This is a genomic window from Janthinobacterium sp. J1-1 (assembly GCF_030944405.1).
Classification (GTDB): Bacteria; Pseudomonadota; Gammaproteobacteria; order Burkholderiales; family Burkholderiaceae_D; genus Janthinobacterium.
Genome location: NZ_CP132339.1, coordinates 5,388,707 through 5,403,823, shown reverse-complemented (window position 1 = coordinate 5,403,823; position 15,117 = coordinate 5,388,707). Strand labels below are relative to the sequence as shown.

The window sequence follows — 15,117 nt, the reverse complement described above, 5'->3', positions numbered from 1 at the left end:
AAAGCTGATGCAGCCGCAACAGTTTCTGTATCATGGCAGTTTTTCCCTGCGAACCGAAAATCATGCTCAGTCCCGAACAATTGATGGCCTTCCTGGCCGCCGCCATGCTGGTCACGGCCAGTCCCGGTCCCGACAACCTGATGGTGCTGGGCGTGGGCATGTCGCGCGGACGGCGCCAGGGCATGGCCTTCGGCCTGGGCTGTGCGCTGGGCTGCCTCACCCATACTCTGCTGGCGAGCATAGGCGTGTCGGCCCTGCTGGCGGCCTCGCCGACGGCGTTTACGGTGCTGAAAGTGGCCGGCGGCCTGTACCTGGTGTGGCTGGGCATCGGCGCTATTCGCAGCCGCGGCGGCGCCAAAGTCGATGGCGCGGCAGCCTTGCCCGACGAATCGCTGGGGCGCCTGTTTGCCAAGGGATTGTTCGCCAACAGTATCAATCCGAAAGTCGTGCTGTTCTTTTTGTCGTTCCTGCCGCAATTCGTGGTGGCTTCACAAGGCAATGCCAGCTGGCAAACAGCGCAGCTTGGCCTGGTCTTCACGGCCCAGGCTTGCGTGCTGTTCGGCCTGCTCGGCTACTTTTCTGGCGCCGTCGGCAAGTGGCTCAACCGCCGCCCGCGCGCCGGCCTGTGGCTGGACCGCGTGGCCGGCACCATCTTCATTGCGCTGGGGCTGAGGCTGATCCTGGCGCGCTAGCCGGGGCAGTGGCGGTGATATCGAAAGCCAGCTCCATCGGGTCCTGCACCGCCATGGCGCCACCGAGGATGGCGAACGGCACGATGTCGAAGTCGCTCTGTTTCAGCACCAGGGCGCCGCTGGCGCGCAAGCGGCTGCCATCGGGCGCCTGCGCCAGCGTGACGGGCACCACCACCTGGCGCGTCACGCCGTGCAGGGTGATGGCGGCGTCGACGGCGTTGCCGCTGGCCTGCAATGTCGCCCGCACCCTGACCTCCGGATAGCGTTCGGCATCCAGCACGCGCACCAGCATATTGTGGCGCGTGCCGGCAATCGCCTCGGCCGATGGCGTGGTTTCCAGCCCGGCCCTGGTACGCAGCGCGCTTTCATCGACGCTCATGGCGTCGAGCCGGAACTGGAAGTCGGCCTGTTTCAAGTCCGGCGCCACCCAGCCCGTGACCGTGCGGCTGGCCACCACATGATCGTGCCCCAGCCGCGCCAGCGCGCCGCCGCGCCGTACGGTAATCGTCAGCAAGGTGGCTTGGGTATCGATGGTCAACAGCTTTTCCCCCCTGGCAGGCGGCGCCAGCGGCACGCTGGCCGCCGCCGGGCTGGCGGGGACCGGTGGCGTGACGGCCAGCGGGGTGCAGGCGGCCAGCAGCAAGCAGGTCATTAATAAAGGCAGGCCAAGATGGCGCATGGTGGTTCCCAGGCAAAGATAATGTGCTGATGGTAAGCGATTGCGGCATGGACAGAAAGCACACAGTTGGCGCACGTCATACTGGCGTCATATCGCGCTGTTATTCTCTTTTTGTTGGCACAGCATGTGTGGCGCAGATCACTACGCTCCGGGAGCGATAGGATGCCCATATGACTCAACAGCTTAGCCGGTGAGCTCAACCATCGGCACCAATTCAGCAGGGAAATAATAACGGGGTGGAAAATCAGGCGGGCTTAATGAAGTCCTAAGCCTGATCAAAGGCAGGACTGGCATAGTACGTACATGGCGCACGGACATCACCGGGCGCAAGGTTGCCGGACACCTCAATGACCGGCACGAATATGTTGTACGTACCGTACCGCGGTGTATTGCCTGAATCACTGCCCCCTGTTTATCCCTGCGCTCTGAACAAGCGTTTCAACCGGCTGCCGCTTAGTGCGAAGCCGGTTTTTTTTTGCTGATTGTTAACCCTTGAATGACTGGGGTTTAACTCTGCGTAGCCAGCCACTTGTCGATCGCCGGCAGCCGTTGCGCCCGCACCTTGATGCGGTACTGGATATCGGCAATCGAGGTGTCGGCGTCGCCGCGCGCGGTGGCGGCCAGGTGGGCCTTGGCGTAGGCGTCCAGCTTGCCCAGCATGGCTGCTTCGCCGGAAGCGGCGGCCAGGCGCGGGAAGTAGCGGCTGCGCGAGCTGGCGTCGATGCGCTGGTTCACCTGGTCGATATGGGCCAGCGCAAAGTCAAACGCCAGGTCCGGGTGGGCACGCGCCACGCGGCTGATCATGGCCGGGCTGTTGGTGAGGCCCGGTTCGTCCGTCAGCGCCAGCGCCAGGGCGCGCTGGGCCAGGGCCGTGTCGTCGCTCGAGGCCAGCAGGTCGTACAGCTGGTTGCGGATCAGCGGCGTTTTCTCGGCCTGCGCTTCGGCGTGCAACTGGTCCCAGGTGGCGCTGTCGGCGTGCTGGGCCACCACGCCCAGGATGGTGCGGCGCAGCGCGGCCGGCATGGCGGCTGGGTCGCTGACGCGCACGGCATGGCGGCGGCGGGCTTCGGCGATCACGGCGGGGTCGCCCAGGTCGCTCAGGGTGCCGATCAGCTGGCTGCGCAAGGTGGCCACCGTGGCCGCCTCGCCTTCGCGCGCCTGCCAGCCGGTCTGCGCCATCACCGGGGCCAGACGGGCGATGGCCCAGGTATCGAAGCGGCGCTGGCGCGCCTGGTCGCCCGCATATTGGTCGTGCAAGCCATTCAAGGCGCTGGCCACCTTGCCCCACACTTGCGGGTCGGCGGCCAACGGCGTGGCTTTCACCAGCTCCAGGAAGTCGGCCGGGTTTTGCAGGCCGGCCAGGCCCAGCGACTGGCTGTCCGACAGCAGGCCCAGCTGGTCGATGGCGGGCAGCCGGGCAAAGCTTGCCGCCAGCGCACCGGCCTGTTTCGGCGCATACAGAGTGCGGTAGTAGCCGCTCTGGCCGGCGTTCACCAGCAGCGGGCCGCAGCCGGGCACGCTCAATGTCGCCTTGCCGTTCTGTACCAGCACTCTTGCCTGTTTTGCATTGCCGACGGTTTGCGCGATCACCGGCACGCGCCAGGACAGCGGTTTTTTCTGTTCGCGGTCCTTGGTAAATTCGCCTTGCGTCAGGGTGACGCTGGTATTGCCGGCCTTGCAGACGGCCTCGCCCACGCGTATCAATGGCACGCCAGGCTGCAGGGTGAAATCGTGCGCGATCGCGCTGACCGGCTTGCCGGCGGCGGCGTCGACTTCGCGCCACAGGTCGTTCGACACGGTATTGCCGTAGGCGTGCTTGCGCATATAGTTGCGCACGGCCGTGCGCCAGGTGTCGGCGCCCACATAGGCTTCCAGCATGCGGATCACCGACTCGCCTTTTTGATAGGTGATGGTATCGAAGGCCTGGCTGGCCTGTTCGACGGTGGCGATGCGCTGCACCACCGGGTGCGTGGTGGCCAGCGCGTCGCGGCTCATCGCGCCTTCGCGCACGCGCACGCTGGACAAGGCCGTATTCCATTCCGGGTGCATGCGTTCGGTGGTGCGGCTTTCCATCCACGAGGCAAAGCCTTCGTTCAGCCACAGGTCGTCCCACCAGCGCATGGTGACCAGGTCGCCGAACCACTGGTGCGCCATTTCGTGCGACAAGGTGGTGTAGATGTTTTCCTTGTCCGACTGGGTGGAAATGGCCGGGTCCAGCAACAGGCTGTATTCGAAGGTGAACACGGCGCCCCAGTTTTCCATGGCGCCGAAGAACTGGCTGCGGCCCGGCGCGGCGATATTGTCCAGCTTCGGCAGCGGGTAGCGCACGCCGAAATAATCGTTGTATTCGCGCAGCAGGGCGGCCGACTCGTCGAGCGCGAAGCGGCTTTGCGCCAGCGCGCCTTTCTTGGTGATCACGCCCACTTCGGTGCCGTCGGCCATGGCCGTGGCGCGCTCGAAGTCGCCCAGGCCGAAGAACAGCAGATAGGTCGACATGCGCGGCGTGACTGCAAACGTCACGCGCTTCTTGCCATTGCCCAGGTCCGTGCTGCTGGCAACGGGCATGTTGCCGACCGCCATCTGGGTGCTTGGCACCGTCACGTCGAGCGCGAAGGTGGCCTTGTAGTCGGGTTCATCCCACGACGGGATCACGCTGCGCGCGTCCGAGTTTTCAAACTGCGTGTACAGCGCGCGCTGGCGGCCGGTCGGCATATCGTAGTCGAGCGAGAACAGGCCGGTGGCCTGGGTGCCGATCTTGCCGCTGTAGCTGATCGCCAGCGTATGCTTGCCCTTGGCCAGCGGCTGGGCAAAATGCAGGGTGGCCGTCTGCGTGGCCGCATCGACATCGATCTTGCTGGCCTGCTGCGTGCCGCCCGCGCCTTCGGCGGTGGCACCGACAAAGGCCAGTTCCAGCGCATTGAGGGTAACTGCGTTGGTCGGCGCGGCGACGTCCACCGTGATCACCACATTGGCCGTAAACGTGGCCGCCTGCGCATCGGGCGTCAGTGACAGCGCGTAGTGGCTGGGCGTGACGCCGCGCGGCAATTGCGTGGTGGTGGAAAGGGCGTGGCTGGCCGACGCCTGAGGCGCCGTTGCATGCGCGGCATGGCTGGTCAAGGACGCCAGCGCGAGGATGACGGCGGCGGCGATACGGTTGCGTGAAAGATTGCGGTGCATGAAAACCCTGTTGATAAAGAGTGTGGCGCCAGCCGGCCTTGTAAGCGGATGGCGCAATGGAAGAGGGGTGGGTGCGCTGGCGTCGGCATGGCGTGGCCAGCATTCCCGTCCAGCAATCTAGTTGTAAACCGGGGCAAAGTCAAACGCCGGCGCCTGCGGCGGCTGATAAGATACAAGCTGTAATAAACAAGACGACAACCCGGAGACCCCCATGAAACTGTATGTCAGCCCCCGCACGCCCAATCCACGCCGCGTCACCATGTTCATCGCCGAAAAAGGCATCGCCGGCATCGCGGAAGTCTCGCTCGACCTGATGGCGGGCCAGCACCGCGATCCGGGATTTTTGGAAAAAAATCCGATGGGCAGGGTGCCGGCGCTGGAGCTGCCGGACGGGCGCGTGCTGGCCGAAACGCGCGCCATCTGTACCTATCTGGAAGGGCTGCAGCCGGAACCGAACCTGATGGGCGAAGGGTTCGAGGAGCGCGCCTTTATCGAAATGGCCGACCGCCGGGTGGAACTGCATCTGTTCCTGGGCGTGGCCAACTGCGTGCGCCACAGCCATCCGGCGCTGGCGGTGCTGGAAAATCCGCAGTTCCCCGACTTTGGCGCGGCGCAGGGCGCCAAGATGCGCGAGACGGCGCAGTGGCTGGATCAATTGCTGGCGCGCCAGCCGTATGTGGCCGGCGCGCGGTTTACCATCGCCGACATCACCGCGTTCTGCGCGCTGGAATTCGCGCGCGGCCTGATGAAATACCGGCCGGGCGCGGAAGGGTTGGAACATCTGCAAGCCTGGCGCGACCGGATTGCCGAGCGGCCAAGCGCGCAAGCCAGGTAATTATTTCAACTGCCCCTGCAGGAAGGTATACGTCAGCGCCCACATCAGCGCCTGCTGGTCGTTATTGGCGGCGCCCGCATGGCCGCCTTCCGTATTTTCCCAGTACAGCACGTCGTGGCCTTGCTCTTCCATCTTGGCCACCATCTTGCGCGCGTGGCCGGGGTGGACCCGGTCGTCGCGGGTCGAGGTGGTAAAGAATACGCGCGGATATTTTTTATCCTTGAAGACGTTCTGGTAGGGCGAGTACTTGCTGATGTAGGCCCATTGTTCCGGCACGTCCGGGTCGCCATATTCGCCCATCCAGGAAGCGCCGGCCAGCAGCTTGTTATAGCGGCGCATGTCGAGCAGCGGCACCTGGCTGACCACGGCGTTGAACAGGTCCGGCCGCTGCGTCAGCACGGCGCCCACCAGCAGGCCGCCATTGCTGCCGCCCATGATGCCCAGGTGGCGCGGGCTGGTCAGCTTGCGCTTGATCAGGTCCTGCGCCACCGAGATGAAATCGTCATAGGCGCGCTGGCGGTTTTCCTTCAGCGCCGCCTGGTGCCAGCGCGGGCCGAATTCGCCGCCGCCGCGGATATTGGCCAGCACGTACACGCCGCCCTGGCTCAGCCAGGCAGTGCCGGTAATGCTGCTGTAGCTGGGCTTGAGCGAGACTTCGAAGCCGCCATAGCCGTACAGCACGGTGGGGTTCTTGCCGTCGTATCTGGTCTTCTTGTTCATGATGACGAAATACGGCACTTTGGTGCCATCCTTCGAGGTCGATTCGAACTGTTCCACCTTGTACGGACTGGCGTCGAAATAGGCGGGCAGCGACTTGATCTTCGTGCGCTGGTCGCTGCCGGCCGTGGCCAGGTACAGCGTGGTGGGGGTCAGGAAATCGGTCACGGTCAGGAAGTACTGGTCCGAGTCGACCGCATCGAGCGGGCTGGCCGCCAGGGTGCCCAGCTTGGGCGCGTCGACCACGCGGCGCTGCCATTTGCCATTCACATGGCGCAGTTCCGTCAGGCGGTTTTTCACCTTGTCCAGCGTGGTCAGCAAGATGGCCGATTTGGTCGCCGACATATTGTCGAGCGAGGAGGTGGCGGTGGGCGCAAACAGCACCTCGAATTCCTGCTTGCCCTGCATGAAGGACTTGAAATCGGTCGCCAGTACGGCGCCTTGCGGGTAGGTCGTGCCGTTGACTTTCCAGTCCGAGCGCAGGTTGATCACCAGCTGGTCGCGCATGGTAGCGGCCGTGGCGTCGTCCGGTTTCGGTACCTTGTTCAGGCTGTCGCCTTCGCGCAGGAACATCTCGCCGCTGTAGAAATCGATCTGGCGCTCGACAAACTGGTATTCATGGCCGGGCGTGAAATCCTTGTAGGCGCCGGCGCTCATGTCGTCCGGCCTGGCTTCGTACAGCGTTTTGGCCTGCTCCAATGGCGTGCCGCGCTTCCACTCTTTGATGATGCGCGGATAGCCCGAGCTGGTCATCGAACCGGGGCCGAAATCGGTGGACACGAACAGGGTGTCGTCGTTGATCCAGCTGGCGTTGCTTTTCGCTTCGGGCAGGGTGAAACCGTCCGCCACGAAGGCGCGTTTGGCGACATCGTATTCGCGCACCACCTTGGCGTCGCCGCCGCCGCGCGACAGCGAAATGAGGCAGCGTTCGCCTTTCGGATACAGGCAGGACGCGCCGCCCCAGACCCAGTTTTCGTTCTCGCCGGCGGACAGCTGGTCGAGGTCGATCACGGTTTCCCAGGCCGGCTCCGGCAGCTGGAACTGCGCCAGCGTGGTGCGGCGCCAGATGCCGCGCACATGCTGGGCGTCGCGCCAGAAATTATAGTAATACTCGCCTTCCTTGCTCACATACGGAATGCGCTCTTTCGAATTGAGGATGGTCTTCAGCCGCGCCTGCAAGGCCGGGAATGTTGGCTTGCCTTCCAGTTCCTTGGTGCTGACGGCATTATGCTGGTGCACCCAGGCCATCGGTTTTTCGCCGGCGACTTCTTCCAGCCATTGCAGCGGATCGGTGGGGGGCGTGGAAGCGGCGGCGGTAGACGGCGCTTGCGCATGGGCGGCGCCCGCTGCGGCCATGCCGAGCAGCATGCTGCCGGCAAACTTGCGATAAAAAGACATGGACAGGGTTCCTTGACTATGGTCGGTTGTTGCGCGTTGCTTGTCAGAACGGCGCAGCCATGTTGCCATGGATTCCAGACTGGAACCAGAGGCCAAGGGCGCTAGCCCGGCAAAAACCATGCTTTTCCAATATTGTTTGCTGGAATGGCACGAGACCGTGGAATCTACTGCCGATGCAGATCACCCGCGCAGTTTCATCGCATGCATCAAAGCATCGACCTGTCCGAATGCGTCCTGTTGCCACTCGTCCGGAGTCCGCCCATCCAGTACTCCAGAGTCCGCGACAAACTGCCTGACACAGCTAGGTCCGTAGCCATCCAGAGCGTCAAACTTCTGATTGATGAAATCATAGCCTTGCTTTCCACTTTCGTGAGCAAGCAATTCTGCGCATTTCGCGGCCAGTGCACCTATGCCATCAGGATAATTTCGGACCGAGTAGTAGATGTCGTAGGCATCTTTTTGCTTGTACCTTCCTTGCATCGCATGCCCTTTCATCGCCAGAAAAGCTGGTATTGAACACACCGCAATTTCCACCTGGTTGGCGCCACCATTTGGCATCTTGCCTCTTACCTGCACAAGTTCGAAGTACTTTACTGCCAGGTCGGCTCCGCTGGCGCGGATAACGGCAAAATCATCGACGAGGGGTGGATTGTTTTTCAAGATGGTTGCATCCCGTGGCATCAGGAAGTCAACGATCACATCGATGGATCCCATGCCGTCCACATCAGGTACCGTGCGGCGTAACTGAAATTTCCTGCGGCCGTCATGATAATGATAGCCGTGGGAGACAAGTGATCCTACGAGTTCAGCGTACTCGCCGTCGCCCAGTGCTTCGGCTGAAAGAGCGATATCGACATCCATGGTGCCGACATGCTCCATGTCATCCGCTGCCAGTAAAAGCCATGGCACGGACCCTCCGACGACGGTGAATTTTCCGCGATAGGAGCCGAGGATCTGCCCCATTTCCACCAACACCGACTTTACTGCCTCGGTCGCGCGCTGTTCATAATCGCTTGCATGTTGCGGTTCGTTGCTGGTCACCATAGAAGTTTTGCCTCTCGGAGATGTTGTGCAGCCTCTTGTCCGCGTTCGCCTGAGACATAGAGATCAAGATAGGTTTGAACGGGACTGGTGCAGACAATATCGGCGGCCGGCGAAATGGTATTCAAAAAAGGGCCATGGTCGGACGGCACGGTAATTTGTACATTTCCGTTCATGGCCAGTTTGAGTCCCAACCCCTCTACTACAGAGTTCAGTCCGTACTCGTCAGCGTATAGATAAGTCTTGCCGGTCCTTGCATATGGCGCGATGAAGCCGGCGGCCGAAAAGGACGATAATACGGCTGAGCTTGCATAGTCGTTTGTATGACTGAGCGTTTGCCGGATAGCATCTTCCAATGCTCGCCCATGCAGTGTTGTGTAATAACTGTCAGTCTGGCCTTTCACACCCTCATACACAGTTTGCCATTCGTCAAGAAGAGCACTTGGCTCAGTCAGCGCCATTCCGCCGTTCGAGACTGACGCCCATCCTCGTTCCAGCAAAGCTTTTCGAATATTACTGACCTGGCCCAAGCTGACTCCGCTTTTGTCCGCGAGGTCCTGGACCTTCCATTTTTGCCCGATGCTACTGAGCAAAAGATGAAGCACACGGGCTGATTTGGGCTTGTAGATGGATTTAAGTTCACGTTGCACGGCAGGCGGCACTTCCGCAACAGAACGCTCGATATACACGTTGGAAAATTGCAGCAGACAATTGCCAGCGAAGTCGAGATAAGCTACCTGTCGATCCTTGCACAGTTGACGTACCGCAGGGGAAAGATAGGGTGCGATAAACATCGTTACCGTATTGCCGGGCATGCGGGATGCCCAGTCTTTCAGCCTCAGGGCAGCAATTTCGGCGTGGCGAGGTTGCCCGATGGATTTTACTTCACATCCAATCAACCAGTTGTCGTCGTTACCGCCACTTGTACGAACGTCGATTGTGAAGTCGACCGTATCATGTGGAGGATGGATATCGATATGCCCGATCTGGACGTGGGGAATCAATGAGAGGAGTGCGGACATCTCATTGCAAGCGCGCGCTTCGACGGCCTGAGGATAGCTATCGGATGAAACCGGATTTTTTTTCAGCATAGGTTGAAAATAGCCCTTTTAGTGAAATAAATCAAATATTTCAGTAAAAAGGCATGTTTCAGCGTTTGCTGAAAAACGGTTGAAACATAAAAGGCGATTGAGGTTTTTTCCCGAGCGCGGTGGGGCACCCGGGAAGGCCCTGCCAGGAGCCATGGTGGTTCTTGCCGCTTTCTAAACAGCGGAGATAGGGCCAGCGCCACATATTGCCGCGCTGGCCTACTTGATAAGAAGATACGGCTTTGGTCGTCCAGCGGCGCCTTGGCAGTGTCGGGCGGCGTGCAGTGCGGCCTCAGGCCGGCAGCCTGGCCACCACCTTGATCTCGAAGTCAAATCCATACAACCACGTCACGCCCACGGCCGTCACTGTCGGATGCGGCGCCGCGCCCCAGTAGTCGGCCTGCACGATATCCCAGATGCGCTGGAAGTTCGCTTCGGGATTGACGATAAAGATGGTCACGTCCTGCACGTCGTCGAAGGTGCAGTCGGCCGCCGCGAGGATGGCGTTCAGGTTGTCGAAGGCGCGCCGTACCTGCGCTTCGAGCTCGGGTTCGGGCGAGCCGTCTTCGAGGCTGCCGACCTGGCCGGAGACGAACAGCAGGCCGTTGGCGCGCACGGCCGGCGAATAGCGGTTCTTTTCATACAGGGCTTGGCGGCCGGGTGGAAAAATTACGTCACGTTTGCTCATCATTCACTCCTGTCGTCATGCAGCGCGAGGCTGCGGAAGAGCTCACTGTAAGCGCCTGCGGCCTGCCGATAAACAGGCAACGGTGCGCTAGACTGTTTGTATAATCCAAACAATCAGAGCAAGGAGCGTATATGGACAGGTTTGACGCAATGAGCGCTTTCGCGCGGGTGGTCGAGACGGGCAGCTTTACCAAGGCGGCGCAGACGCTGCACATGAGCCGCACCACGGTGACGCAGCTGGTGCAGCAGCTCGAAGCCCGTTTGCGCCTGAAGCTGCTCAACCGCACCACGCGCAAGGTGAATGTGACGGCCGATGGCGCCGTGTATTACGAGCGTATCGTCGAGGTGCTGGCGGCGCTGGAAGACGTGGAAACCAGCCTGCCGAATGCGTCGGCATTGCCGCGCGGCCAGCTGCGGGTGGACGTGCCCAGTCCGCTTGCGGCCATGCTGCTTGTGCCGGCGCTGCCGCAGTTCCATGTCTTGTATCCCGATATCGTGCTCGACATGGGCGCCAGCGACCGCATGGTCGATGTGATCGGCGACAATGTCGATTGCGTGATACGCGGCGGTGAAATGAGCGACCAGTCGCTGATGGCGCGCAAGCTGGCCGACTTGCAGTTGGGCGTGTATGCGGCGCCCAGCTATCTGGAACGGGCGGGCACGCCGGTGCATCCCGGTGAGCTGGAAGACGAGCGGCACAGCATCGTGCGTTTTCGTTGGTCGAGGCGTGGCAACGGGTTTCCGCACGTGATGCAGCGCGGCGGCGAGACCGTCAGGATACAGGGGCGATACATATTGTCGATTGACGATGGCAACGCCTATCTGGCGGCGGGGGTAGCGGGCTTGGGGGTCTTGTGGCTGCCGGACTATATGGCGAAAAAGCATGTGGCGGCGGGCGAGCTGGTAGCGCTGTTTGCGGCGTGGACCATCGAGCCGATGCCCTTGTTCCTGGCCTATCCACCCAACCGTCATGTCAGCAAGAAGCTGCGCGTGTTTATCGATTGGGTAGTGGCACTGATGGACCGGCATGCGCCGGTCGGCAAAATCAATTCCCCAGAATAATCTGCGCGATCAGGCCGGTGGCGGCCGCCATCAGCACATAGTCGTTATCGACCTTTATCCACTGGTGGCCACGTGGCGGCGCGCTCAGGCGGCGGGCGCGCCAGTCGTTGACGACATGTTTCCGGTTGCGGTACTCGGGCGGCAAGCGATTGCCCTTGTACAGATTGTGGCGCGGACCGACGCCGCGGTTGCTGGCACGCGGGTTGCCGTTGTTCGGACGCGCATGGTCGTTGCCGCGCTCATCGTGGCGCTCGCCACGCTGGTCATGCTGGTCTTGCTGTTGTGGCCGGTGGTCATTCCGGTCATGGCGGTCCTGGGCAAAGGCCGATGTGCTGCAAACCATGAAGGCTGCGATCAGGGAGGAGACGAGGATTTTCTTATTCATGTGGTGTTCCTTTTTTGACAGGACCGAGCAGGGCAGCTGGCCAATAGTTGCAGTAGACCACCCTTGCTGCACGGCTTCAGTCTGCTAGCGCACGTAGTCTTCAAGGCAGCTGGTTGACCCACACGGGCGCCGACCACAGCAGGTTGCCGTCGTCCTGCGTCACGCGCGCATAGTAGAAGTGGGGGCCGGGCGAGGGCGTCAGGCTCAGGCTGGCCTGGTCCGACAGCGCGGTGACGCTGCCGTTGCCGCCCGGTACGCCCTGGAACACGGTGATGGCGGCCACCCGGCGCCCGCGCGTATTGCTGAAACCGACGGCCAGTTGCAAGGGGCCGCGATTGTCGAAGCGTTCGCCCATCATCCTGCCGTTGGCCGTGAAGATCAGTCGCGCATGCTTGTCCATGGTGGCAAACACGCGCCGCGCGCGCAGGGCTTCGAACAGGCTCTCGCGCGACAGGGCGGCGTCGCGATCGATCAAGATGGCGGTGCGGTTGCCGTAGGCGGCGCCCCAGTTGGCGCAGTGATTGTCCTGGTTGCTGCTGAAGGCCAGGTGGTAGCCGGCCGCCAGGGCCTTGTTGCAGGCCGCCTCGAAATTGCTGCGCCGGGTTTCCGTTTCCTGCTCGTTGGTGGAAAAAGCCGAGGTGTTCATCACTTCGCACAACACCATGGCGGCATCGCCATCGGGCGTAAAGCCGAGCGGCTCGCCACCCACCAGGAACTGGCCCGAACGGGCCGGGTGGTTGAACTGGCCCAGCCAGCCGCGCTCGCGCATCAGGGTGTACAGGCCGGCATAATCGCCTTTCGGCGTGTTGATTTCCGCCAGCAATTGTCCACGGCCATTTTTTTCCCAGCCCAGCAACTGCTCGCTGTTGAAGATGTTCAGGTGGCCGCCCTTGTTGATCACGCCCCATTCCATGCCGTACAGGGCCAGGAAGCCGGGGTGGGCCGTGGTGTAGGCGGCCGCTTCGGCCAGGCCGGCGTGGTACAGGGCGATCGCGTCGAACGGCTCGGCCGCCGCATTGGTGCCATCCGAGCCGTCATACATATGGTTGTGCTCGGAAGTGAGCAGCACGTCCAGCCCATGCTGTTGCGCATAGCGGTAGGCGTCGAGCGGGCCATAGGGCGCCGATTGCGGCTCCTGCGCGCCCTTGCAGGCACCCGTCGCGGCGCCGCCGTCGCTGTGGCGGGTCTGGCTGTGCAGGTTAGCGTAGACGACGCGATAGGGGAAGGTGTTGTCGACCTTTGGTGTGGACATGGACGCCATGGCGGCCATGCGCGACGAGGCCGGCGCGCCACGGTCGACGGCGATCTGCCATTGCTGCTCCACAATATCGTCGCCGCTGCCCGCCACCAGGCGCAGCTCGTACAGGCCTGCCGGCGCGCGGCGGCCATCGCTGCCGCGGCCGTCCCAGTGCAGGCGCAAGGTGGCGCTGCCGCCATCCAGAACTTGCCGCCCCGACCAGCTGCGGCGCAGCAACCCCTGCGGCCCGGGGCCGGACAGCGTCAGGCGCCAGTCGACGCTGTGTGTGCTTGCGCCATCGGGATGATCGAACTGCACGACAAACGTGCGCGCCTGCGTGCGGCGTTGGGCCGGTGCCGCGTGGAACGGCGCGGCCACGGTCGCTTCCAGTTCGCTGTGTTCCTTCGGTTCGGCCGCCTGCGCGGGCCAGGACATCACCGAAAAGGCCAGCGCACACGCGGCACCGGCCACCATTTGCCGCCATCGTCCAGGCATGATCGCCTCCATCGGGATGACTCCAATAGTATTTAGACAAGCTCTGCCATGTTTCGGTTCCCCTCATGCACCACGAAGTGGCAATGCTGCACCGCGATATGCCATGACAGGGCGCAAACGGGCTGCATTTGATACGCCAGCCCCTGGGAAAACCTGGCACGGCGCTTGCTAAAGAATAGAAACGGATCAACGGCGATCCCCTGAACAAACAACGGTCCAACGACGGACCACCATGGACAACGGCGTCCGCTCAAACTGATTTCATGATCGGTGGGAGCGGGCGCCGTTTTTGTTTTTCTAACGGGATACTTCGGGAACCATCATGGCCAGCAAAGCTACCAGCATCACCCTCTTTTCCCTCGCCACGCCACCCATGCGCGCCTTCCACCTGACCTGGATGGCGTTCTTCGTCTGCTTTTTCGCCTGGTTCGCCTGCGCGCCGCTGATGCCCATCATCAAGGGCGAGTTCGGCCTGTCGCTGGCGCAGGTGGCCAATATCAATATCGCCGCCGTCGCCATCACCATCCTGGTGCGCCTGATCGTCGGCCCCATGTGCGACCGCTACGGTCCGCGCAAGACCTATACCGGCCTGCTGCTGCTGGGCGCGATTCCCGTGCTGGGCGTGGCCGCTTCGCAAAGTTATGAAAGCTTCCTGTTCTTCCGCCTCGGCATCGGCGCGGTCGGTGCGAGTTTTGTCATCACCCAGTACCACACCTCGGTGATGTTCGCGCCGCGCGTGGTCGGCACGGCCAATGCGGCCGCCGCCGGCTGGGGCAATGCGGGCGGCGGTGCGGCGCAGGCGCTGATGCCGCTGATGCTGGGCGCACTGGTGATGTTGGGCGTGTCCGAATCGCTGGGCTGGCGCGTGGCGCTGCTGGTGCCGGGCGTGCTGATGCTGGTGATGGCCGCCCTCTACTGGCGCTTTACGCAGGACTGCCCGGAAGGCAATTACTCGGACCTGCGCAAGGCCGGCATCGCCATCGAAGGCGGCAAAAAGGGCGGCTGGGCCAGCTTCAAGGCCGCCAGCGCCAACTACCGCGTGTGGCTGCTGTTCGTTACCTACGGCGCCTGCTTCGGCATCGAAATCTTTATCCACAATATCGCCGCCGTCTACTACGTCGACCATTTCGGCCTGTCCCTGAAATCGGCTGGCCTGGCCGCCGGCAGCTTTGGCCTGCTGGCCCTGTTTGCCCGCGCCCTGGGTGGCTGGATGTCCGACAAGCTGGCGCTGCGCGGCAACCTGAACAGCCGCGTCACCCTGCTGTTCATGCTGATGATCGGCGAAGGCGTGGGCCTGCTGTGGTTCGCCAAGGTCGACAGCGTCACCTGGGCCGTGATCGCCATGCTGGTGTTTGGCCTGTTCACCCATATGGCTTGCGGCGCCACCTATGCGCTGGTGCCGTTTATCGACAGCAAGGCGCTGGGCGGCGTGGCCGGCATTATCGGCGCCGGCGGCAATGTCGGTGCGGTGGCGGCCGGTTTCCTGATGAAGGGCACCGGCGATATCCGCCAGACCCTGATCATTTTGAGCGTGCTGGTGGTGGTGTCGGCGCTGTGTGCCATTGCCGTGCGTTTTACCAGTAGCACAGCCGAATCGAAGATGGCTGCGGCCTGAGGAGAAGAA

12 protein-coding genes are annotated in these 15,117 nt (G+C 62.4%); 4 read left to right on the top strand and 8 right to left on the bottom strand.

Annotated elements, in window-relative coordinates; translation table 11 throughout:
- The first annotated feature begins 62 nt into the window (after positions 1 to 62).
- Complete coding sequence (locus Q8L25_RS24750) at positions 63 to 692, top strand: LysE family translocator (RefSeq protein ID WP_308925798.1); 630 nt, start codon at positions 63 to 65, stop codon at positions 690 to 692.
- Here the strand turns inward: Q8L25_RS24750 and Q8L25_RS24745 are convergent.
- Positions 655 to 1,371: a YceI family protein gene (locus Q8L25_RS24745; protein ID WP_308921923.1), complete on the bottom strand. Its 717-nt coding sequence runs from the start codon at positions 1,369 to 1,371 to the stop codon at positions 655 to 657. The genes Q8L25_RS24750 and Q8L25_RS24745 overlap by 38 nt on opposite strands.
- Positions 1,372 to 1,878: 507 nt before the next feature.
- Complete coding sequence (locus Q8L25_RS24740; RefSeq protein ID WP_308921922.1) at positions 1,879 to 4,548, bottom strand: M1 family metallopeptidase; 2,670 nt, start codon at positions 4,546 to 4,548, stop codon at positions 1,879 to 1,881.
- A 211-nt stretch (positions 4,549 to 4,759) separates the two neighbouring features.
- Between Q8L25_RS24740 and Q8L25_RS24735 the strand changes: the two genes are divergently transcribed.
- Positions 4,760 to 5,383, top strand: coding sequence for a glutathione S-transferase family protein (locus tag Q8L25_RS24735; protein ID WP_308921921.1), 624 nt, complete (start codon positions 4,760 to 4,762; stop codon positions 5,381 to 5,383).
- On the opposite strand, the gene Q8L25_RS24730 is transcribed toward Q8L25_RS24735, so the two are convergent.
- The 4 genes from Q8L25_RS24730 to Q8L25_RS24715 all read right to left on the bottom strand — a co-directional run bounded on the left by Q8L25_RS24730 (position 5,384) and on the right by Q8L25_RS24715 (position 10,315).
- The gene (locus Q8L25_RS24730) at positions 5,384 to 7,498 is read right to left on the bottom strand and encodes a prolyl oligopeptidase family serine peptidase (protein ID WP_308921920.1); all 2,115 of its coding nucleotides are present in this window, start codon (positions 7,496 to 7,498) and stop codon (positions 5,384 to 5,386) included.
- A 180-nt stretch (positions 7,499 to 7,678) separates the two neighbouring features.
- Complete coding sequence (locus Q8L25_RS24725; protein ID WP_308921919.1) at positions 7,679 to 8,542, bottom strand: hypothetical protein; 864 nt, start codon at positions 8,540 to 8,542, stop codon at positions 7,679 to 7,681.
- Positions 8,536 to 9,630: a type IV toxin-antitoxin system AbiEi family antitoxin gene (locus Q8L25_RS24720; RefSeq protein ID WP_308921918.1), complete on the bottom strand. Its 1,095-nt coding sequence runs from the start codon at positions 9,628 to 9,630 to the stop codon at positions 8,536 to 8,538. The genes Q8L25_RS24725 and Q8L25_RS24720 overlap by 7 nt, the downstream gene beginning before the upstream one ends.
- 289 nt (positions 9,631 to 9,919) lie before the next feature.
- A complete protein-coding gene (locus Q8L25_RS24715) occupies positions 9,920 to 10,315 on the bottom strand; it encodes a RidA family protein (RefSeq protein WP_308925797.1) in 396 nt (131 codons plus the stop codon).
- Positions 10,316 to 10,446: 131 nt separating this feature from the next.
- Between Q8L25_RS24715 and Q8L25_RS24710 the strand changes: the two genes are divergently transcribed.
- Positions 10,447 to 11,376: a LysR family transcriptional regulator gene (locus tag Q8L25_RS24710; RefSeq protein ID WP_308921917.1), complete on the top strand. Its 930-nt coding sequence runs from the start codon at positions 10,447 to 10,449 to the stop codon at positions 11,374 to 11,376.
- On the opposite strand, the gene Q8L25_RS24705 is transcribed toward Q8L25_RS24710, so the two are convergent.
- Together Q8L25_RS24705 and Q8L25_RS24700 are read right to left on the bottom strand one after the other, a co-directional pair.
- A complete protein-coding gene (locus Q8L25_RS24705; protein ID WP_308921916.1) occupies positions 11,360 to 11,761 on the bottom strand; it encodes an RcnB family protein in 402 nt (133 codons plus the stop codon). The two genes, Q8L25_RS24710 and Q8L25_RS24705, sit on opposite strands and share 17 nt — an antisense overlap.
- A 100-nt stretch (positions 11,762 to 11,861) precedes the next feature.
- Positions 11,862 to 13,493, bottom strand: a complete 1,632-nt coding sequence (locus Q8L25_RS24700; protein ID WP_308921915.1) for a CehA/McbA family metallohydrolase — start codon at positions 13,491 to 13,493, stop codon at positions 11,862 to 11,864.
- 322 nt (positions 13,494 to 13,815) lie between these two features.
- On the opposite strand from Q8L25_RS24700, the gene Q8L25_RS24695 reads away from it, so the two are divergent.
- Positions 13,816 to 15,108 carry an MFS transporter gene (locus Q8L25_RS24695; protein WP_308921914.1) on the top strand — a complete coding sequence of 431 codons (1,293 nt, stop codon included), beginning with the start codon at positions 13,816 to 13,818 and terminating at the stop codon, positions 15,106 to 15,108.
- Positions 15,109 to 15,117: the final 9 nt, after the last annotated feature.

Bases quoted from the DNA above. Each gene is read 5' to 3' on its own strand.
- Q8L25_RS24715 (WP_308925797.1), bottom strand. From the start codon at position 10,315: ATGAGCAAACGTGACGTAATTTTTCCACCCGGCCGCCAAGCCCTGTAT.
- Q8L25_RS24750 (WP_308925798.1), top strand. From the start codon at position 63: ATGCTCAGTCCCGAACAATTGATGGCCTTCCTGGCCGCCGCCATGCTG.
- Q8L25_RS24745 (WP_308921923.1), bottom strand. From the start codon at position 1,371: ATGCGCCATCTTGGCCTGCCTTTATTAATGACCTGCTTGCTGCTGGCC.
- Q8L25_RS24730 (WP_308921920.1), bottom strand. From the start codon at position 7,498: ATGTCTTTTTATCGCAAGTTTGCCGGCAGCATGCTGCTCGGCATGGCC.
- Q8L25_RS24740 (WP_308921922.1), bottom strand. From the start codon at position 4,548: ATGCACCGCAATCTTTCACGCAACCGTATCGCCGCCGCCGTCATCCTC.
- Q8L25_RS24695 (WP_308921914.1), top strand. From the start codon at position 13,816: ATGGCCAGCAAAGCTACCAGCATCACCCTCTTTTCCCTCGCCACGCCA.
- Q8L25_RS24705 (WP_308921916.1), bottom strand. From the start codon at position 11,761: ATGAATAAGAAAATCCTCGTCTCCTCCCTGATCGCAGCCTTCATGGTT.
- Q8L25_RS24720 (WP_308921918.1), bottom strand. From the start codon at position 9,630: ATGCTGAAAAAAAATCCGGTTTCATCCGATAGCTATCCTCAGGCCGTC.
- Q8L25_RS24735 (WP_308921921.1), top strand. From the start codon at position 4,760: ATGAAACTGTATGTCAGCCCCCGCACGCCCAATCCACGCCGCGTCACC.
- Q8L25_RS24700 (WP_308921915.1), bottom strand. From the start codon at position 13,493: ATGCCTGGACGATGGCGGCAAATGGTGGCCGGTGCCGCGTGTGCGCTG.
- Q8L25_RS24725 (WP_308921919.1), bottom strand. From the start codon at position 8,542: ATGGTGACCAGCAACGAACCGCAACATGCAAGCGATTATGAACAGCGC.
- Q8L25_RS24710 (WP_308921917.1), top strand. From the start codon at position 10,447: ATGGACAGGTTTGACGCAATGAGCGCTTTCGCGCGGGTGGTCGAGACG.